Source organism: Dichotomicrobium thermohalophilum (assembly GCF_003550175.1).
In the GTDB taxonomy this organism is placed as follows: Bacteria; Pseudomonadota; Alphaproteobacteria; order Rhizobiales; family Rhodomicrobiaceae; genus Dichotomicrobium; species Dichotomicrobium thermohalophilum.
This window is the reverse complement of record NZ_QXDF01000001.1, coordinates 886,097-905,633: the sequence shown is the minus strand read 5'-3', so window position 1 is coordinate 905,633 and position 19,537 is coordinate 886,097. Positions and strand designations below refer to the sequence as shown.

Below are 19,537 nucleotides of genomic sequence, written 5' to 3'. Positions count from 1 at the left end.
CAACTGCCCGCGCCTAGCGATACACGTAGATCGGGCTGGTCCAGGCCAACGTGCCGTCTTCCTGGGTCAGGCGGATATAGATGATGTTGTCGCCTTGGTCCTTGAGCGGGATGTGCCGCGAGAGGGTGAGGCTACGGTGCGGATTGTCCGCCGGCAGCCGGAAGACACGGAGCTTGCGCTCCAGCGCCGCGCTTCGATCGAACACCGTGTCGTCGTAACCGATCTCGCTCAGCGGCACATCGCAAGAGACCAACGGCGTCTCGATAGCGAGGCGCCCGCCCTGCGGATCCGTAACCCACATGTCGAAGCCGCCGAGATTGCCGGTCGTCAGCGCCTTCCAGGCCAGTTCGCTGTCGCCGCGCTGCTCCAGCGTCTTGTCGCGGTTGAAGAAATTGATGGGCCGCGTTGCCGCGATGCTGTTGCCGGAGAGCCTTGCAGTACCGTCCCAGATCACTTGCCGGAAGCGTCCGCGATATTCCGCGCCCTGCCAGATCACGCGGATACGGTTCCCGAGTTCCTCCGGCGCATAGGGGCGGATCGTCTCGATCAACTCCTTGCCATTGAAGATGTCGAGCCGCTCGATGGGCGCGGCAGCGTGAATGTCGACATTGAGGGTCATGCCGCCCTGCGGCAGGTGCACGATATCGCCCATGATCGCCGAGCGCGCGGGGCGGCCTTCCACCGGGCCGAGCGCGGGATCATCGTGATAGAGCGTGCCTTCGGCGTCGAAGTCAGCCGATACATCAATCACCATGCGCCCACCGGGACCGCCGGTCGTGCCGTAATGGTGGCGCTTGCGGATGGCGTCGAGGATGCCTTCGCGGGTCAGCTCCTCCGCCAGGAAACAGGTTAGCCCGCCGATCGCGCCGAACATGGACGAGCCGGGGTAGCTCGCGCCGGGGCGGCCCTTGTGCCCGTCCGAATTGCAGACCACCCCGACCCGGTAGCCCATCTCGATGGCATCATGCAGGATCCATTCGAAGGTGCCCCAAGAGGAGTGCACCTCCACCGACTTCTCGAAGCGGCCGTCATGCGCCAGCTTGATATCGGCGTAGCGCCCGCCGCAATGGGCGTACATGACCACGTCCCACTCGCCCGCCTTCGCCAGCGCGTCGAACAGTTCCGCCGTCGTGTTAACGTCTGTCTCAACATCGCTCTCGTCCGGGATTAGCGCATGGGACGAGCGGCGGATTTGGCGGCCCTCGTTCGGGAAGTAGACGTTACGATCGCCGCCCATGCTGGTGTTGCCAGACCATTCGTAGCCGGGGATCGCCACGAACTTTCCGTCCTCGTTGAACGCGGCGCAGAGGCGGTCGAGTTCGGCATAGAAGGCGTTCGTGATTTGGAAATCGTTGCCCTGATGCGCGGCGACATCGACGAAAGCGCGGTCGCGCGCAAACGCGAAATATGCCCGCGCGCTGCCCGTGCCGATCGTCTCCTCGCTCTGGCCGTGCAGATCGCCCCACAAGTGCAGCAGCGGCGCGTCTTCGACGATACGCAGCGGGTTGGAGGTCGCGGCCACGCTGCCGTCGGGAGCGACCAGGTCGATGGTCAGTTCGCCCGTCGCAAAGACCTGCAAATCCTCGAGAACGGCAGCGAAAGCGCCGGGTGCGAGCACCACCTGTTCGGTCAGCCCTTCGACCGGCATGGAGGGCCGCAAGGTGAAGCGCGCATCGCAGCGGTCCGAGGGGTTGCCCCACTTGTCCTCGCCCTTGATCTTGAGCGCGAAGGGCTGGCCGGCGCGGCGCAGCGTCGGCAGCGTGGCGACATAACGCTCCGGTACGCCGGGCACCAGCTTGATCGCCGGCTGAACGGGCAGCGGCTGGAAGGTGTAGGTGGCGATCGGGTCGACCAGGACCTTGAACTCGAAGCTGTCCTCACAAAAGGTCTGCAAACGCATGCCCGGCGAGCCGCCATCGGTAACGCCGAAGCGCACGGTGATCGTGTCGCCCTCGGTCAGGTAGCCGTTGACGACCTTGATCTCCAGCGTCTTGTCCCACGGTCGCGTGTTGCCCTTCGGGCTGAAGCGGTACTCAAGCACCGCGTTGTTGGAGGCTTCGACGGTCGTGTAGCCCGGCGCCGCGGGGTCGTCGAACTGCGGCGGCGTCTGGTCGGCGGCGAAGCGAAACGAAATGCGCAGCGCGCCGGAATCGTCGATGCCGAACTTGCCGGCGGTATAGACCAGGGTAAAAGACTGATAGGAGCCCGCTTCGAAGGCACCGTCAGGCGTAAGGACGGCGGTCCCGAGGTCCTCGGGTGGTATCGGCGTGCCGATCACCACGCACCCAGTACCATCACTGTTCGGGATGTTTACGGTGGTCATCGGCACCCCCTTTGTTTATCGTTTTCACCGGACCTTACGTCACAAGAACCCAAAATCAAGCGAAAGTGCCCTCGGGGGCCAAGCCGAGGCAAGGCGCCGGGCTCTGCCCTGCCGGCCTGCGGTCAACGTCAAGAAGGAGTGTCGTTTGAAGCTCACGGAAGAAGAACAGGCCATGCTGGCCGGCGAGATGGGCGCGCCGCGCCAGTGGGCGATTGATCACATGATGAAAGTGGGCGCGATGTTCGACGCACCCGATCTCGTCGAGATCAGCCAGGCCCACATGATGGCCGATCCGGAATCGCTGGGCGAGGCGGGCGTCGCTTTCCTCGAAGGTCTGGCGGCGGGCGATGCCAAGGTGGTCGTGCCGATGATCACCGACCCGCGCGGCGTCGATCTCGACTATTACCGCCCCCTCGGCCAGACCGAGGAGATGGCCGACCTGGAGCGCCGCACCATCGCCGCGTGCGCGGCCATGGGCATCGCCATGACGAACACCTGCATCAACTATCAGACCATCATGCCACCGGTGCAGGGCGACCATGTCGCCTTTGGTGATACCGGCGTCGTGATCTACTGCAACAGCGTGCTGGGCGCGCGGTCGAATTTCGAGGGCGGGCCTTCGGCTCTGGCTGCAGCGCTAACCGGACGCACTCCACGCTATGGTCTGCACCTGCCCGAGAAGCGCCGGGCGACACGCCGCTTCCGCGTGCATGAGCAGCCGCAAGGGCTGACCGGCTGGGGCGTTCTGGGCGCGGTGATCGGGCGGGCATCGGGCTCATACTGGGAGGTGCCGGTGATCGAGGGGATCGACGTCATCCCGACCTCAGACGAAATCAAGCACTTCGGTGCGGCGATGGCGAGCTATGGCTCCTCGCCACTCTTCCATATCGTCGGCATTACGCCGGAGGCGCCGACGCTGGAAGCAGCGGGCGGGGCCAACTTGCCACGCGAGGAGATCACAGCGGATGATCTGCGCGCGCTGAAATCGAACTTTGGCGGGCGCGGCGACAAGGTGGATGTTGTGGTCTTCGCGGCGCCGCAGCTCTCGCTGGTCGAGATGCAGACACTGGCGGGTCTGCTTGAGGGCCGCAGGCGCCATCCCGGCACGGCCGTCATCGTGTGCACCTCGCCTTCGGTCTACGCGGACGCGCTGCGCCTCGGCTATGTCGAGACGATCGAGGCGTCCGGGGCGAAAGTCCTTCAGGGGACCTGCTTTTACAACCAGTACGCCCGAGAGATCGGCGAGGCCAATGGCTGGCGCCGCCTGCTGAGCAACTCCGCGAAAATCGTCAACATCCTTGGCGGCTATGGCTACGCACCGGCGCTGGCCAGCATGGAAGAGTGCGTCGAGTCCGCCTGTGCAGGGGAGATCGTCTGATGACCGTTCTGAAATGCCACCCGGGCATCGGCAGCCGCATCGAAGGCTATGCGCTCGTTTCAAGCGACAATTTCTCGGCTCGCTACGACCTGGACCGCCAGCAGGGCGTTTTCTCCCGGCCCGAGCACAGGCTGGCCGGGGAAAGTTACGTCGGACGCATTCTGGTGATGAACACGGCCAAGGGCGGCGTGGCCTCCGCCTGGATGCTGCACGAGATGAAGGCGCGGGGCATGGCGCCCGCGGCAATTCTGTTCAACCGGGCCAACACCATTCTCGCCCAGGGCGCGGCGCTCGCCGGCCTGACCATGTGCGACCGCTTCGAGGACGGCGACATTACGCAGCTGATCCAGAATGGCGACTACCTGATCGTGGAACCTGATGAGGGCCGCGTAACGGTCGCCCGGTAGGATCGCGGTCGCGCCGGCATGCACCATGAGTCCGAATGCCCTCTTATTGGCGCCAAGGTCGCCTAATTGCTACCGCGGACGAACGACGTGAAATTGCCGATGACAGCGCGGGGCTGCGCGGTCAGCGCGCTGCCTGTCATCACGGACGCATTCCGTTCAAGCGATGTTACGACCGATTGCGGACGGACCACTTGAACTCGCGCGCTGGCGCCATGGCCGTTTGACCCATAGCCCGCTTTGCCAGTTCCGCCGGGCATCAGGGCTTTGTAGGAGGGCCGTGCGCCGAGTCGGTCTGCGTTGCGGTCTTCGAACCGATCGAACACGGTCGGCAGACCGACCGGCTGCGCGATAACGTATCTGCCGACCCGCTCACCCTGGAATTGCGGCAGCGCCGACCGCGGCGGGGCGTTGTCCGGCTGATGACTGACAGGCTTGCCCCGCGCGAGAAAACGCAGAGTCCACAGCCGAGCATGGTTCGCGATCAGCGGCTCCGTGCGGATTCGGGACGACGGCAGGACGTCCGGCACGCCGGCAGGCATGGCACGCACGGGCGAATCGAGAATGAACGACAGCCCCGCCAGCATCAGCAGGTGGGGCTTTGGCCTTGCGGGGGGCCCTCCTGGGCGCGGCAGACGGGGACTCAGAAACGGCCTCGCCGAAGCGCTCGCCAGGTCGGGCAGGTAAACCAGATGCGCACCCGGCACGGACGGCGAGGTCAGCACGATCGGCGGCGATGCCATCAACTCAGGCAACATCCGTTCCCGGTAGAAGAACGCCAAATCAGGTTCGAAATCCAGGGCCGAAATGGGTCCCAGCGCAACGGGCGGCAGCGGCGGCAGCGTAAGCGGGAAGGGAAGAATGCGACCCTCGACTGGCGGTAGCACCCGGCTGTCCTTCTGCAAGGTGTTAGCCTCGCACCCGCCGGGCAGCGGATCCTCCAGCTTCGTGCAGCGGCTGCCGGGGCTCATGTAGAAGCGCGGGCGGATGCTCGTATCGCCGGTGGACGGGAACTCGGGGATGGTGTCCGGATTGATCTTCTGTTCGTCCGGGTCGACCAGCACCGCGCCCGGCACGTCATTCTGCCCGTCGAACCGGCTCTGTGCGGTGGAAGGCTCGCTGGCCACGGCCAGGGCTAGTGCGCAGACGGTTCCTGCGCACCCGAAAGTCAGGCGCTTCGACAAAGGCATGATCCGCGCTTTCCTCCTCTGACACCGACCCAGCTGCGGCGATGACCAGGATTACATCTTCGCCGAGAATTCTTCGTAAGCCTTTGTGAAACCCATGAGCGAAAAGTTAAAGGAGATCGCCCGGCGGCTGCGCCCGTCGACGATCGCGACCGACATCTCGCCGCCCATCTTCATTTCTTCGAGGATTTCGGGGGTGAGGTCGAACGCGGCGCGGCAGCCTTCATCCTCGCGGCATTCGAGAAGCTGGGCGCGGAAAACGTAATCGTCATCGACATCGACCGCGACGCCGGAGGGGATGTAAACGCCGAGCGGCAAGTTCACGAGCGCGACGACATTCGCATCCTGCCCGTCCTGCGCGAGGTTTTGCATGTAGAGCCGCGCGAGGGTCGTGCCCTCCTCGTTCCTGATCTCGCTGAAGAGCTGGCAACGGGTATCGTCGCAGGCGGTCTGCCAGTTGTCGTCCTGCGCGGCTGCGCTGTGCGCGCCGGAAAAGGTCCAAACCAGGGCGAGGCCTAAAATCATCAAAGCATGTTTCATCGGAAGACCCATAGCGCGAGCATCGGAAGGAAGGAGCCAGGCCCGAAGGCCCGGCTCCATAGTTCTCGAGTCCAGTGCTTACTGGATCGTCGATACAGACACAGCAGCGGAAGCGCCTGTGGCAGAGATCGACGCGCTGGTGCCGGTTGCAGTCAGGTTGCCGGCGGTAACGCTGCTAGTATTCGTGACTACGCCACTGCTTGAAGCCGTTTGCGAGATGTTGCCAGTGGTCGCGGTCGTCGCGCCGCCATTGATTTTCGACACGGAAACAACCGACGCAGCGCCCGTCGCACTCGTCGACGCAGAGGCCCCTTTACCCGAAACATTCCCAACATTGATACTGGTCTCATTGAACGTCTCGGTTGGGGTGTTCCGGTTCACGCCATTAGAGGCATTCTGCGTGATCGAATCGTCGCCATCAGTAGCAAGGCTGATCGTCGTGTCGTTGCCTGCATTGACGCCGGTGACACTCAAGACGTTGATCGCGCCGGTGGCGCTGGCCGAAACCGATGCGCCAGTACCACTGACGTTGTCGCCAGTGATAGTGCCAATCTGTACCTTCGTGTCCCGGCCTTCCTGGCTGGCGACCTGCTTCACGTTATCGATATCGGTCACCGTCGAGGTATTTTTCGTACCACCGATCCGCGTCACGGAGATGGCATTTTGAGCGCCGGTCGACGACACTGACGCCGAAGCGGCCGTGCCTGACACCGTGCCGAGGTCCATGCTGTTGGATTTGTTTGTGACTCTTTGATTGTCGACGGTTGACCTCTGATCGATATCGCCGAAAACCACGTTACCTAAGGATGTACTGGTGTTCTTGCCAATGCCGGTGACGGTGACAACGGACCCGGCACCGAGGGCCGAGTCGGAAACGGACGCGGCAACCCCGGTTATATCAATATCAGCACCGTTGATGCTTGCGTTGTTTTTGGTCCCCGAAGCGTTGAAGGAGTCAGCGGACGCTCTTTGCGTGATGTCCGCGTCCCCCGCCACGCTGCCGCCACCGTTCACGAAGCTGACCGACACGGCGTTGATCGAAGAGGTCGCCGAGACAGATGCCGACGAGGCTGTACCATTGAGGTTCCCGACACTCGCGTCAGCCTCGTTTAAGACGACGCCGTTTGCAGGCTCGGACCCAACCTTGCCCTCGCCGAAGTTGTCCGGGTCGACGCGCGTGTTGGAAGATCTCTGAGTGATGTCCCCGTCGAAAGTCAAGTTCGTGACATTGTTGACGAACGACCCTGCAACTGCGGCCGAAGCGCCGGTCACGGATGAACTCGCGGACGTAGAAGTGCCGTTAAGGTTGTTGACGTCGACTTCGCCTTCGCTTGGTTGCGAGACGAACTGGTCGTTCGAGACGTTCTGGTTGATTTCGCCAACCGTCACGTTGTCCTGCGCGAACGCCGCCGGCGCTCCCACAATCAGCGCCGCCAACGCGACGCCCGTCATCAGTTTTGCATTTCTCATCTTTGCTCTCCTGTTTGCTCAGTTCACAGCCCAAAAAGTCACTAACCGAAAGCCTCCAGGGCTTCAGAGACTTCCAACCTGTCGGCAGTTGCCCCCCGCTCTACGAAACGGTGTTGAGCAGGTCTGCCACCATCCCCCGGCACTGGTCCGCTGCATGGGGGAATTCCTTCATCACGACATCGGCCACGCCCAGCGCGATCGGCCCGTTCAGCGCCTCGAACTGCAGGCGCTCCTGGTTGCTGAACACGACGTTGCCGGTCACGAGCGTGTCACCGAGCACGTCGCCAACGCCCGCGCCGACCTGCTGATAGCGCACGGGCCGCTGGATCATGCTCATCTGCCGGTTCACGCGCGTCGCCGCCTGGTCAAGCTGGATCGACAGGGTGAGCTGGGCGAAGCCCTTGCCCAGCGTCGGCCCCCAGCCGCCAACGCGCACATCGGCTTCCGCCGGCTGGCCGAAGTCGAGGCTGTTGAAGATGCCGTTGATCGCGTAGTCCGCGCGGACCGCCTTGGCCGGCTTGCCGAAATAGGTCGAGATCGCGCTGCCGCCCATCTTGCTGATGGCGTCCGTGATGTAGGAGGAACTGCCCCCCTGCGGGACGAAGTTGCCGGTCGCGCCCTGAGCGACGGCGTTGATCTTGCCCGTGCTGTCCGCGAAGCTGCCGACAACGAAGGTCTTGCCGTGCAGCACGCCGGTATCGCGGACACACTGCAACACGCGCTCGATCCGCGGATAGGGCTGGACGGCTGTCGGCAGCGCCGCCTGAGAAACGTTTACTTGTGGCTGCGGCGCCGACTCGTCGATTTTTGGCGTCGCAGCGCAACCCGCCAGCGTCAAAGCCGCGAGGCTAGCGGTGGTGATCCCCTTCAGTGAACTCACAGTGCCCGGCATTACCAGAATCCCCCATCTCCAGCGCACCCGCGCAGGTCAGTAGTTGTTGTTCGTCGCGTTGTCCCCGGTGTTCACCTGGCCGTCGTTTGTCACGTCGCCGCTGTTCGTGCTGTCCTGATCGGCGTGCGTGTGGATGCTGTTGTCGTTTCCGGAGATGGTGCTGCTCACGACGGTCTGGCTCCCGATCGACTGGATGGTGATCGATCCCTCGGAACCGGTCGCCAGAAGCAGGCCTTCTTCGGCGGCGTTGACCTGCCCCGCGACGGTGCCGTTCTGGACGTGCGCCGCCGAAGATGCCGCGGCACCGCTGACCGCCACGCCGGAGCCGTCCGTGCCCCACATGGAGCCGGCGCTATAGCTGTCGCCCGCCATCGCGGGTGTGCCCAGTCCAGTGAACGTGACTGCGAGACCCGCAATCAGTTTTTTCATGTCCCTTCTCCTCTCTGTCCCAAAATGCCCAGTCACCATTGATGACTGATTCGCCCATAATTGGCGAATTGTTCATGAATTCGCTATCGACGACGCATTGTTGCTTGCTGCGCGGGTCATCGCGCAACACGACGTTTTCCTGACGTCTCGGCGTCGATGGATTCAAGACGTTAATTCCCGGCACCACGATGCAAATTCGGCGCGCGGCAATCCGCGGAGAGCCTTTTCGCGTCAATCCGCCTGGCTCGGACGGTTCCGACATTGTCAGATCCCCCATCTCGCCTGAGCGGGCCGGCTTGTCGTTGGATGTCAACCTAATTGGCGGTCACGCGTGCCCGAGCGTCCGCCAAACTTTTCCCACCGGCCCGTCTCGCGTGATGGGCAGCCGCTGACACCACCGTCAGTTGCGCTCCATCACCGTTGCGGGGATAATCACAAGCGCCGGATAAGACCGCATGACGCATTTGCACTAAATTGTAGCAATTGACTTTCCAGGGTGCATAAATGCAACAGTCACGGCGCAGCAGGTGTAGCAGAGATCTTTTTGTTCCGGACGTGGCGTGGTCGACTCTGCAATGAGGCGCGGGCGGACATGCGCTAACGGCGTGTATCCTTGGCGTACCGTTGTGTCCGGGGGCGCGTTGAGATCGGGGCGCAAGGCCGCGGCGAACAAATCGTTTCCCGCCTTGCAGGGAAGGCGGCAGACTTCCGCGAAAACAGCCCGAACAGATAGTCAAAAGCTCTACAGGCTGCGTGGCGTCTGCAGAGCGGGAGGGCGAAGCCGAAAGGCCGCCGGCATCATCTCTGGCAGGATAGGGGGTCCGGCTCACCGGAGCCAGAAAGTGACTGCACCGGCTACTCCCAGCCGGCGCAGTCCTTGATGCGGTCAAGGGCAATTCTGAAACGGTCGCTTCAGCGACCAAGTGTTTTCAGTGCAAGGAGAGCGGTACAGCGCGTGAACGCCTGCCTCCCGCACAATCTACAGCGCCAAAGCGGCGACTGCGCCTTGCATCCTTGAATGTCTGTGTGCCCAAAACGACCGGATCAAGCAAAGCCGCGACGGCCAATACCCCCGTTGCGCCGCAGCCGTCGAATGAATGATGCCGTGATGCGTTGTGCGCATCCACGGCTGGCGGATAGCGCCACACGGGAATACGCTCCCGCGCTCTATCCGACATGTACCGTTCTGCTATCATCTCTTCTCGTCCTTCCCCGAGCGTCCGAACGAACCGCCAATCCCGTTCGCGCCGTCGCGTAGTCGGGACACCCGCATGAAACCTCGCCGACGGCCCCGGCTTGGGCCGCCCCGCGAGCCCGAAGCGTCGGCCTCCGGGTCGCAACCAGTGGTAGAGTCTGAACGGGATCGCGCGCATCGCACAGACAGGTGAGACGCGTGCAGAATCTGGGAAAAACTACTCTGGATTGCGGCGTGTTGTAGTTTTGAGGCCACAATTGCGCGGCTTGGCCCGCCAGGGAGCGCGCGTTCATCCACAGGCCGGGCTATCGCCTCAGCGCAGCGCCCCGAGGCAGCGTCAGTCCACTTCTGCGACGACGAAAAAGATCGACCACACCCAGGCCGTCTCCGCGTCAGTCGGCAAAACCTCACCGCCGGTGTCACGTAGCAGCCAGGCCGGCCCGCGCGCGCCGTCACGGGGCCGGAAGAGCCAGCCAGACTTTCATTTTCCCCCCTCCTGTCCCGCGACGGCGGAGGCCGCGCCGCCAATGACGCAGGCTTTTGGCCGCGAGGACGAAGACGTGTCAAGCGACTGAGGGTTGGGGGCAGGCGGACTTCACCGGTCCCGATCACCCGCCTGGGCCGCAGTCCAGACAACGGCGCGGGCTCTCAGGCCCAATGTGCAGCTTGGCATTGACGTCACGCAGTGCGCTGCGCAGGCCCTCCTCCACGACCGGGTGATAGAAGGGCATATCCAGTATCTGGGAGATCGTCATGCGCTGCTGATACGCCCAGGCAAGCAGATGCGCGATGTGCTCCATCCGCGGGCCGACCATCTCCGCGCCGAGGAACAGACCGGTGCCGTATTCGCCGTAGACGCGCAGCAGGCCTTGGTTCTTGAGCATGACGCGGCTGCGGCCCTGTCCGCCAAAATCCACCTGGCCGATGGCGTAGTCGCATTGCAGGTTGTCGAGTTCTCGGTAGGAGTGGCCGACGGTGGCGATGTTCGGATCGGTGAACATGATGCTGAGTGGGGCGCGGCGCAGGCCGGTCCGGATATCGGGAAAGCGCCCCGCGTTGTCGCCGGCGATACGCCCCCCGTCGGCAGCCTCGTGCAGCAGCGGCACGTCGCCCGTCACGTCGCCGGCGATGAAGATGTGGCTGTCGCCCGCCTGCATCGTGTATCGGTCGAACAGCGGGATGCCCTTCTCGTCCAGCTCCAGCGAGGTGTTCTCCAGCGCGAGGCTGTCGACATTCGCTCGCCGGCCCGTCGCGGCGAGGAGATAGTCGAAATGCTCGTTGGTCTCGCGGCCCTCGGCGTCAGTGAAGGTGATCGAGACGCCATCGTCGACGCGCTCAATCGAGGTCACGTTCGCATCGGGATCGAAGGGAAACTCCGCCTGAAAAGCCTCAAGCGCCGACTGTTTGACCTCTGGATCGGACAGCGGGCCGACATCGCCGAACTTCCCGAACAGACGCATCCGCACGCCCAGCCGGTGAAGTGCCTGGCCCAACTCAAGCCCGATGATCCCGCCGCCGAAGACGGCGACCGCGCCGGGAAGCTCCTGCCAGTCGAAGACATCATCGTTGATAACCAGCCGGTCCCCGGCCGCCTCGAACTGCTTGGGATAGACGGGGCGCGAGCCGGTGGCGATGACGACGCGCTCGGCGATCACCCGGTCACCGTTGTCCAGCTCCAGTGTGTGGTCATCGAGGAACTTCGCCTTGCCCATGATGCGATTGTCTTCGGGCCAGTTCTCCACCGCCTCGATGACGAAGCTGACGAAGCGGTCGCGCTCGCGGCGCACACGGTCCATCACCTCGCGGCCGTCGATGCGCACATTGCCGTCGATATGCACGCCGAAGCCGGGCGCCTTGTCGATCTCGTGCGCGGCGTCTGCGGCGGCGATCAGCAGCTTGGATGGCATGCAGCCCACCCGCGCACAGGTGGTGCCGTATTGCTCGCCCTCGATCAGCACGACATTGTCGGTGTGTTTCGTCGCCGTGCGATAGGCCCCCATGCCGGCCGTCCCGGCGCCGATGATCGCAATGTCGACATGTCTCGTCATCATGTCTCCGCACCACTTTTCGCTTCTTCAACGCTTTGCCGGCCCCCTTGGGCACGGGTTAGCGGTTCCGCCATGCGCGCCAGTACAGTCTCCACGCTATCAGAGACCGCCGCCAGCGTTTTTCACGTTCGTCTCGCAGGCGCATAACATTCCGTGAAGGCGCAAGGTTCATAAGCGCGTCGTATGGGCGCGTTAAAAACGGTCATCGTCAGGTGCATTCTGTTATGCCACGCTTTCCGATGTCCAATATCATGCGGGTTTGCGTCCCCGGCCCCTCATGCTAAGCGATCCATCCGAGCTTCCCGATGATCCGCCAGGCGGTGTGCCGCGGCTGCGGGTCGTGAATGCGGGCGCGGCCGGCCGGCTGCGGCTGAACGTGGCCGGAACCAAGCGCGCACCGTCTGCGGCAGAGCGGGTCGAGGCGGTCCTGGCGGGCCTGCCCGATATGCGGATGGTGCGCGCCAATAGCCGCACCGGCAACGTCCTGCTGTGTTTCGATCCGTCGATTCCGCATCAGGTGATGATGAAGCGCGCAGCAGACGCGCTTGACGCCAACCCCGGAGCGACAGCCAAACCCCTCTCGGCAGCGCCAGCCGCTGCTTCCAGCGAGATTGGCGGCTGCCGGACCAGCGACTGGCACACGCGCGCTGCCGCCGACATCCTCGACGAGCTGGGGACCAGGGCCGACACCGGACTGGACGCCGAGGAAGCCGCCGCGGGCATCCGCCAGCATGGCCGCAACATCATCCCCGAAGCGCCGCCCAACAGCTCCCTGACGCTAATCATCCGCCAATTCAACAGCCTTCCCGTCTGGATGCTGCTCGGCGCTTCCGCCGCCTCCATCGTAACGGGCGGACTGCTCGATGCGGTGGTGACCATTGCGGTAGTGTCGGCCAACGCAGGAATTGGATACGTCACGGAAAGCGGCTCGGAGCGAACGATCCGGCGCATGACACAGAGGCGGCGCTATACCGTACCGGTTCTGCGAGGCGGGCACGAGATCGAGGTCGACAGCGCGCAGGTGGTACCAGGCGACATCCTCGTGCTGAAGCCGGACACGATCATCGCTGCCGATGCGCGCCTCATCGAAGCGCAGTCGCTCATGGTTAACGAGTCGCTCCTCACCGGCGAGAGTGAGCCGGTCCAGAAGGAGGCGGACACAAAGTGCCCTGCCCGTACGCCGCTCAGCAACCGTGTGAACATGATCTATCAGGGCGCGTTCATCGCTTCCGGCACGGGCAAGGCCGTTGTTGTCGCCACGGGCCGGAACACCGAAATCGGCCAGATCCAGACAGCAGCCACAGAGGTGGCCGTGCCGCGCACGCGGCTGGAAACCGATCTGGAGCAGCTCGGCACGCAGCTTTCCGCCGTATCGCTGGGCATTTGCGGAGCAACCTTCCTGGCCGGCTATCTGCGCGGGCGGCCAACTGCGCGGATGCTGAAAAGCGCGCTGGCGCTGGCCGTGGCCTCAATTCCCGAGGGGCTGCCAACAACCGCGACGACGACGTTAGCGCTGGGCCTGCGCGAACTGCGGCACAAGAAGATACTGGTGCGCCGCCTTTCCGCCGTGGAGGCGATGGGCTCGGTGCAGGCGGTATGCTTCGACAAGACCGGCACGCTGACCGAGAACCAGATGCGCCTGCATTCGGTGCATCTTGGCGGCGAGGCAGAGCCGCGAGAATTTGACGGCTCGGTCACCCCAGAGCGGCACGATCCAGTGCTGGCGCGCTTGCTGGAAATCGCCACGCTTTGCAGTGAGGTGACGGTCGAGCACGACGCGGGCGAAAGGCGGCTGGCCGGCTCGGCGACAGAGACCGCCCTGGTCGCCGCGGCGGAGCAATTCGGGCACGAACTCGAGACGCTGCGCAAACGCTGGCCGCTGGAGGAAATGCTGCATCGTGATCCAGCGCGGCGTTACATGGTCACGCGGCACGGGTCCGAGGATGGCCAACACGCGGCGATCGCCGCCAAGGGCGACCCGACCCAGATTCTCCAGCGCAGCCGCCACGCCATGATGGCCGACGGCTCCATCGCCCCGCTGGATGATGCCATGCGCCGGCGCATTCGTGGTGAAACCGATCGCATGGCGGGCCAGGGGCTGCGCGTGCTGGGTTTTGCCTATGCCGCAGACGGCGCGGTGGACGCGCTTGAGTCCGATCTCGTCTGGGTGGGCGCGGCGGCGCTGCGTGATCCCGTTCGCGCGGGCGTCCCGGAGCTGATCAGCCGGCTACAGGGCGCGGGCATCCGCCCCTTCATGATCACCGGCGATCACAGCGCCACGGCCCGCGCCATCGCCGAGGACATCGGCCTGAGCCACAACCAACCACTCAAGGTGCTGGACTCGACCGAATTCGACAGCCTGTCGCCCGAACTCCTCGCCGCGCTGGCGCCGCAGACGCATGTGTTTGCGCGGGTGCCACCGGAAAAGAAGCTCCGGCTGGTCCAGGCCCTGCAGCAAAACGGCATCACCGTCGGCATGACCGGCGACGGCTTCAACGACGCGCCGGCGCTGAAGGCCGCCGATCTTGCCATCGCCATCGGCGCCGAGAGCGCAAGCGTCGCCCGCGATGTGGCCGACATCATCGTCGATGGCGGCGAAATCCGCGCAATCGGTGACGGCGTCGAGCAAGGCCGGGCGATTACCTCAAACATTCGCAAGGCCGTTCACTTCATGATCGCCACGAACCTGAGCGAGATCATCGTCGTGCTGGCCGAGACAATAACGGGTGATCAGAGCGTTGAGTCGCCGCTGGAACTCCTCTGGCTCAACCTCGTCTCCGACGTATTCCCGGCGCTGGGGCTGGCGCTGGAGCCGCCGGAGCGCGACCTTATGCGTCGGCCGCCGCGCCCGTCCGGCGAGCCGCTGCTGCGCCCCCGCGACCTTCACCATGCCTTCTACGAGTCGCTCGTGATCGGCTCCGGCGCGCTGGCCGCGCACTTCTATGGCGTCCGCCGCTATGGGCCGACGCCACACACGCGGACGATCACCTTCATGAGCCTCGTGCTCGCGCAGCTCGCGCACGCGCTGACCTGCCGCCACGACCGTTTCGAGCCGCTGGGCGGCCGCGCGCTGTTCAGCAACAGCCGGCTCAACTGGGCGCTCGGGATATCCCTGGCGCTACAGGCGGTGCCGTTCCTGTCAGGCGCGTTGCGCCGGGCGCTGGGCATTTCGCCGCTGAAACCGGGCGACCTCGCCCTCGCCGGAGCGACGGCGATGAGCACCTTCGCAATCAACGAAGCCATGCTGGCCTATCGTACGCGTCGGCGCCTGCCCGCGGCTCAGCCCCCGGAAGAGGAGGCCGAAAATGCGTGATTTCGTGATGACGTCGACATCGTTGACCGAAGGCCACCCGGACAAGCTTTCCGATAGCATCAGCGACGCAATAGTCGATGCTTATCTGCTGCGTGATCAGGACGCGCGGGTATCAGCCGAATGCGCGGTCGCCAGCGGGGTGGTGTTCCTGTCGGTGCATGTCGCGTCGGAAGCGAGCGTCGACCTCTCGCAGATCACCCGCGATGTCATCGCCGAGGCGGGCTATGAAGACACGGATTTCAGCCCGGACAAGGTCGCCATCCTGTCCTCGGTCTCGCCGCATAGGCGCACCTCCCAGGCGATCGGCAGCCAGATCGAGAGCCTGAACGCCACCGTATTCGGCTACGCCTGCCGCCACACGCCCGAGATGATGCCATTGCCGATCGCGTTGGCACACCGGCTGGCGCGCCGGCTGTCATACGTGCGGCGCGAGGACGAGCGGTTCGCCGCTTTGCACCCGGACGGACAAGTGCAGGTGGCCGTGCGCTATGGGGACCGCCAGCCGCAGCGGCTGGAAACCGTGATGGTGTTCTCCGCGCTGAAGACCGGCGAGCGTTTTGCGCCCGTCGCGGAAGCGGATGTACGCAGCGCCGTCGTCGCGCCCGTTCTGGCGGAGCTGGATTTGCCGTCGGCTGACGCATCCATCGCCGTGTCACTGGAGAAAGCCGAGACCTCCGGCGGGCCGACCTGGCATGGCGGGCTCACCGGCCGGAAGAACCAGGTCGACTCGTACGGCGGTTATTGCCGACACGGCGGCGCGGCGCTCAGCGGCAAGGACCCCTGGCGCATCGACCGGCTCGGCGCATATGCCGCCCGCTATGCGGCGAAGAACATTGTCGCGTCCGGCCTGGCAACCGAATGCGAGGTGCAGCTCAGCTACACCATGGGAAAGCGCATGCCGCTCAGCGTCGAGATCGACTCCTATAACAGCGGCGCGAAACCTGACGACGTGATCGCCGACGCGCTCTCAGAGATCATCGACTTCAGCCCCGCCGGCCTGATGGAACGGTTCAAGCTGGCGCAGGTGCCTGCCGAGCGCGGTGGGCGCTTCTTTCAGGACCTTGCGGTGTTCGGGCATTTCGGGCGCACGGACCTGGATCTGCCCTGGGAGCACACCGATCTGGCCGAGCAGCTCCGTTCCGCCTAAATCCTTATGCGTTGAGTGGCGTATGCGACTTAGTCAAACGGATCACGATCAGGGACCGTCGAAGGAGTACGGAAGGGATCCCTTCCAGGCTGAGAAGACTGGAGCCCCGCTTGGGCCATTTGAACATGGCAGTTTGCTGTCTCCTTAAGAGCAGCAAAACTGTCTGTCAAACGCAGGTTTGCGATAACTTTTCCTTGGTAGGCCACCTGAACGCCATGTTTTCTCATGAATTCATCGACAAAATCCCAGCTTCCTACTTCAAAAAGTAAATATACAGACTGACCCATACGAAAACCTACCGCATTGACAGACCAAGGCTTTTCATTGTCAAACCTAAACGTGAGATTATAATCTTTTCCCTCTTGTATGGAATTCCAGTATGAATTTCCTAAAATAATATAAGGCACATTCGATGTGCTTTGCCCGCTGACAAATCCAATTCTTAATATTGTGCCTTGCTCCCACGATGCGATCATGAAGCATGCATTTCCTAGGCTCGGATCGACCCTGATCTGCCAGTTACCCACTCTTTTCCAAGCTACGGTCTCCCCGCTCTTTGCGACGTCGATCGGGCAAACCGCGAGAACAAACGCTATAGCAATTAAGGCTTCCTTGATCATCGCAAATCTCAGTAGCGTTTCTGACAAGTGCAATCCGGGACAGATCAAGGGTAACCGAATAGAAAATGTTAACGCAACCGTATTATTCACGGCTGAAACAAGTGATAATACGGCGATCTTGCTAATCCGGAGTGGGCGACTTGTATTGCTTACTCGCCGTTGCCGGGCGGCGGTGCGCCGCGGCCATTCGCAAGAAGCAGCGTAAGCCCGTACCACAACGCCGTTGTCGCCGGCACCGCAACGCGTCCGCGCGCGATCTGCAGAATACCCATCAGCACCAGCGCGAAGGCCCCCACCGCGCGCAGATCGAGTTGCCCGCCCGAAACCTGATAGAGGCGGGAATCCAGATCATCGCTGAGATGGTGCGCCTCCACTTCGGGGCGATGATCCTCCGGCCCGGGACGGATATTGCATACGCCCGCGTCGCGCAGGCGCTCCGCCAGCGTATCGAAATCGCTCTTGTGCCGAATGATGAGGCTGCCGGTCGCGGGGCGGCCCGTCGCGGTCAGAACGCCCTCGACGCCGAGCGCGCTTCGCTCCAGCTTCGTGAAGAAGTCGGCGTCACCGCGTTGGCGCGGAAACCGCAGCCGCAGCCGCTGGGCCGAGCGATGCGCGACCTCCGCACTTGGCAGATCAAACACCGGGCCCCCGCTGACCATTCCCAGCGCCGTCGCCGCTCATGGCGTGGCTGGGCTGCGACGCAGTCTCCTCGGCGGCTTCGGCAGCCTGCGCCTGCTTCTGCTTCGCCTCGCGCTCCAGCTCCTCCATCGCTTCGGCATAGGCATCTTCTGCCGTTTCCGCGAGCTCGGAAAGCTGTTCGCGGCCCTGTTCATAGGCCTTGATTCCCGCCTTCATAGCCTGGCGCATGGCCGGCTGTGCAGCGCGATACACGCCCGGCATGAAAACCGCCAGGGCGCCGACAGCAGCCGCACCGGCCAACACGCCCCGAAGAAAAGCCCCATTCATGACAACCTCTCAAATGTTCCCGTTAACCAGAAGTCATCGGGCTTCGCTCAGCGCCGCGCGCGCCGCTGTCGACCCGCCGAACATCGCGCCCGAAAATCCGCCGTACCACACATAACTGGATGCCAAGTAAAGACCCGGTACCGGCGTCTTCGCCTCGCCGAAGCCCTGCTGATCGTCCGGCGGCACCGCCGCGAAGCCGTAAACCGCGCCGCCCGGCGTATTCAGATAATGCTGCATGCTGCGCGCCGTGACCATTTCCTTGTAACAGACCGCATCTGCAAGACCGGGGTAATGGGCATCCAGCTCCTGGATGATGCGGTCGGTCCAGCGCGCGCGCCGGGCCTCGTAGGCGCCTTGGTCCAGATCGCGCCAGTTGTCTAGGCTGTCGAGACCGACAACGCTGACCGGATAGGCTCCCTCGGCCGTGATTCCGCTGTCGATCGCATCGTAATTCACCACGCCGAGCATCGGCATCCGCCCGCCCGGATCGCCGGCGAACAGGTCGGCGTTGAGCGGCAGCTTGCGCGCGGAGTCCATCCAGTCCGGAAAGATGAAGGTGGAATACCGGCTTAGGCCGACATTCGCCGGCGGCTCGCGCAGGCCGAGATAGAGCGCGAAATGCGAGTGCGAAAGCGGCCGGCCGGCGTAGCGCCGCTGGAAGTCGCCCCGCTGCTCGCTGGGGAGCATCTCCGCGAGAACATGCGGCGCGGCATTGCCGAAGATGAGCGGCGCGCGGGCTTCCTCCGATCCGCCGTCACCCTGATGGACGACGCCAGCCGCTGTCCCGTTCTCCGTGAGAATGCGCGTGACCATGCGCCCGGTTCTGGCTGCGCCGCCCTGCCCTTCGATGATCGCGACGAGAGCGCTGGCCAACTCCGCCGAGCCGCCCTTGACGTAGTGCGCGCCGCCGATGAGGTAGGAGGCTTGCGCCACCGCGAAGCCCAGGAACCAGAGCCGCGCCGGATCCTCCGTGAAGTAACTCATGTTCGGCACGAGGGCGAGCTTCACCGCCTCCTCATCGCCGAAATGGCGATCCATCACCTCCGCGGCTGTCGCGTTGCGGTTGCGCGCGAGGCTCCAGAAGCGGAACGGGTTGGACAGCGCTGTCGAGAGCCAGTTGCCAGCCGATCCCTGCTTGCCGAGTTCGTTGACGGCTTCGCGGATATCGCAAAGCAGATCGACGAATTCGCCGATGTTCCGCCGCTTGCCGGGAAAGCGCGCGCTCGCCGCCTCTTTGACCGCCTCCACCCCGCTTGGCAGCACGAAAGGCTCGCTGAGATGCTTGCTGCGCACCTCATGCAGTTCGGGGATCGGGACGGTCGTAATACGATCATTCAGGCCGAGTTCGTTGAACAAAGCGGTCTTGTGGTCAGCCGCGTCGAAACCGTCCAGTTCGTGCAGCGAGGCCTCGATGGTCAGGCCGTTGCGCCGGAACGTGGACGCGGCGCCGCCAAATTCGTCGTTGCGCTCCAGGACAAGGACCTTGCGGCCCTCTTTCGCCGCGAGCGCCCCGGCGGTCAGCCCGCCCAGGCCGGAGCCGATCACGATGGCATCGAAAGCCTCACTCATGGCACGCCCCTTCGCACTGCGTCGGTGTTGACCCCCGGCCTTTTTCGCGGCTGGTT

15 protein-coding genes are annotated in these 19,537 nt (G+C 63.9%); 4 read left to right on the top strand and 11 right to left on the bottom strand.

Annotated elements, in window-relative coordinates; genetic code table 11:
* Positions 1–13: 13 nt before the first annotated feature.
* Complete coding sequence (locus tag BXY53_RS04115; protein ID WP_210209141.1) at positions 14–2,323, bottom strand: PHP domain-containing protein; 2,310 nt, start codon at positions 2,321–2,323, stop codon at positions 14–16.
* 145 nt (positions 2,324–2,468) lie between these two features.
* On the opposite strand from BXY53_RS04115, the gene BXY53_RS04110 reads away from it, so the two are divergent.
* Positions 2,469–3,701, top strand: a complete 1,233-nt coding sequence (locus BXY53_RS04110) for an aconitase X (protein WP_119060621.1) — start codon at positions 2,469–2,471, stop codon at positions 3,699–3,701.
* Positions 3,701–4,108, top strand: coding sequence for an aconitase X swivel domain-containing protein (locus tag BXY53_RS04105; protein ID WP_119060620.1), 408 nt, complete (start codon positions 3,701–3,703; stop codon positions 4,106–4,108). The genes BXY53_RS04110 and BXY53_RS04105 overlap by 1 nt, the downstream gene beginning before the upstream one ends.
* Before the next feature lie 62 nt (positions 4,109–4,170).
* On the opposite strand, the gene BXY53_RS04100 is transcribed toward BXY53_RS04105, so the two are convergent.
* The 6 genes from BXY53_RS04100 to BXY53_RS04075 all read right to left on the bottom strand — a co-directional run bounded on the left by BXY53_RS04100 (position 4,171) and on the right by BXY53_RS04075 (position 11,869).
* Positions 4,171–5,295, bottom strand: a complete 1,125-nt coding sequence (locus tag BXY53_RS04100; RefSeq protein ID WP_147361494.1) for a hypothetical protein — start codon at positions 5,293–5,295, stop codon at positions 4,171–4,173.
* A gap of 51 nt (positions 5,296–5,346) precedes the next feature.
* The gene (locus BXY53_RS04095) at positions 5,347–5,817 is read right to left on the bottom strand and encodes an invasion associated locus B family protein (RefSeq protein ID WP_170144329.1); all 471 of its coding nucleotides are present in this window, start codon (positions 5,815–5,817) and stop codon (positions 5,347–5,349) included.
* A gap of 93 nt (positions 5,818–5,910) precedes the next feature.
* Positions 5,911–7,302: a beta strand repeat-containing protein gene (locus BXY53_RS04090; protein ID WP_147361493.1), complete on the bottom strand. Its 1,392-nt coding sequence runs from the start codon at positions 7,300–7,302 to the stop codon at positions 5,911–5,913.
* Positions 7,303–7,402: 100 nt separating this feature from the next.
* Entirely contained in the window at positions 7,403–8,194 is a 792-nt protein-coding gene (locus BXY53_RS04085) for a hypothetical protein (RefSeq protein ID WP_119060616.1), read from the bottom strand.
* A 36-nt stretch (positions 8,195–8,230) separates the two neighbouring features.
* Positions 8,231–8,623, bottom strand: a complete 393-nt coding sequence (locus tag BXY53_RS04080) for a hypothetical protein (RefSeq protein WP_119060615.1) — start codon at positions 8,621–8,623, stop codon at positions 8,231–8,233.
* A 1,803-nt stretch (positions 8,624–10,426) separates the two neighbouring features.
* Positions 10,427–11,869 (bottom strand): dihydrolipoyl dehydrogenase, encoded by a 1,443-nt coding sequence (locus tag BXY53_RS04075; protein WP_119060614.1) that lies wholly within the window; start codon positions 11,867–11,869, stop codon positions 10,427–10,429.
* Between the two features lie 274 nt (positions 11,870–12,143).
* On the opposite strand from BXY53_RS04075, the gene BXY53_RS04070 reads away from it, so the two are divergent.
* Together BXY53_RS04070 and BXY53_RS04065 are read left to right on the top strand one after the other, a co-directional pair.
* Positions 12,144–15,179 carry a cation-translocating P-type ATPase gene (locus tag BXY53_RS04070; protein ID WP_119060613.1) on the top strand — a complete coding sequence of 1,012 codons (3,036 nt, stop codon included), beginning with the start codon at positions 12,144–12,146 and terminating at the stop codon, positions 15,177–15,179.
* A complete protein-coding gene (locus tag BXY53_RS04065) occupies positions 15,172–16,326 on the top strand; it encodes a methionine adenosyltransferase (RefSeq protein ID WP_119060612.1) in 1,155 nt (384 codons plus the stop codon). Before BXY53_RS04070 ends, BXY53_RS04065 begins: the two co-directional genes overlap by 8 nt.
* A gap of 29 nt (positions 16,327–16,355) precedes the next feature.
* Here BXY53_RS04065 and BXY53_RS13990 read toward each other — a convergent pair whose 3' ends face one another.
* From BXY53_RS13990 to BXY53_RS04050, 4 genes are all read right to left on the bottom strand, one after another.
* Complete coding sequence (locus BXY53_RS13990; protein WP_147361492.1) at positions 16,356–16,946, bottom strand: hypothetical protein; 591 nt, start codon at positions 16,944–16,946, stop codon at positions 16,356–16,358.
* A 149-nt stretch (positions 16,947–17,095) separates the two neighbouring features.
* Complete coding sequence (locus BXY53_RS04060; RefSeq protein WP_147361491.1) at positions 17,096–17,587, bottom strand: hypothetical protein; 492 nt, start codon at positions 17,585–17,587, stop codon at positions 17,096–17,098.
* The gene (locus BXY53_RS04055; RefSeq protein WP_119060610.1) at positions 17,580–17,912 is read right to left on the bottom strand and encodes a DUF5132 domain-containing protein; all 333 of its coding nucleotides are present in this window, start codon (positions 17,910–17,912) and stop codon (positions 17,580–17,582) included. The genes BXY53_RS04060 and BXY53_RS04055 overlap by 8 nt, the downstream gene beginning before the upstream one ends.
* Before the next feature lie 33 nt (positions 17,913–17,945).
* Positions 17,946–19,481: a phytoene desaturase family protein gene (locus BXY53_RS04050; RefSeq protein WP_119060609.1), complete on the bottom strand. Its 1,536-nt coding sequence runs from the start codon at positions 19,479–19,481 to the stop codon at positions 17,946–17,948.
* Between the last annotated feature and the right edge of the window lie 56 nt (positions 19,482–19,537).

Excerpts from the sequence above, each read along its gene's own strand:
- BXY53_RS04080 (WP_119060615.1), bottom strand. The coding sequence starts at position 8,623 with ATGAAAAAACTGATTGCGGGTCTCGCAGTCACGTTCACTGGACTGGGC.
- BXY53_RS04075 (WP_119060614.1), bottom strand. The coding sequence starts at position 11,869 with ATGATGACGAGACATGTCGACATTGCGATCATCGGCGCCGGGACGGCC.
- BXY53_RS04055 (WP_119060610.1), bottom strand. The coding sequence starts at position 17,912 with ATGAATGGGGCTTTTCTTCGGGGCGTGTTGGCCGGTGCGGCTGCTGTC.
- BXY53_RS04115 (WP_210209141.1), bottom strand. The coding sequence starts at position 2,323 with ATGACCACCGTAAACATCCCGAACAGTGATGGTACTGGGTGCGTGGTG.
- BXY53_RS13990 (WP_147361492.1), bottom strand. The coding sequence starts at position 16,946 with ATGATCAAGGAAGCCTTAATTGCTATAGCGTTTGTTCTCGCGGTTTGC.
- BXY53_RS04105 (WP_119060620.1), top strand. The coding sequence starts at position 3,701 with ATGACCGTTCTGAAATGCCACCCGGGCATCGGCAGCCGCATCGAAGGC.
- BXY53_RS04070 (WP_119060613.1), top strand. The coding sequence starts at position 12,144 with ATGCTAAGCGATCCATCCGAGCTTCCCGATGATCCGCCAGGCGGTGTG.
- BXY53_RS04050 (WP_119060609.1), bottom strand. The coding sequence starts at position 19,481 with ATGAGTGAGGCTTTCGATGCCATCGTGATCGGCTCCGGCCTGGGCGGG.
- BXY53_RS04090 (WP_147361493.1), bottom strand. The coding sequence starts at position 7,302 with ATGAGAAATGCAAAACTGATGACGGGCGTCGCGTTGGCGGCGCTGATT.
- BXY53_RS04065 (WP_119060612.1), top strand. The coding sequence starts at position 15,172 with ATGCGTGATTTCGTGATGACGTCGACATCGTTGACCGAAGGCCACCCG.
- BXY53_RS04100 (WP_147361494.1), bottom strand. The coding sequence starts at position 5,295 with ATGCCTTTGTCGAAGCGCCTGACTTTCGGGTGCGCAGGAACCGTCTGC.
- BXY53_RS04095 (WP_170144329.1), bottom strand. The coding sequence starts at position 5,817 with ATGATTTTAGGCCTCGCCCTGGTTTGGACCTTTTCCGGCGCGCACAGC.
- BXY53_RS04085 (WP_119060616.1), bottom strand. The coding sequence starts at position 8,194 with ATGCCGGGCACTGTGAGTTCACTGAAGGGGATCACCACCGCTAGCCTC.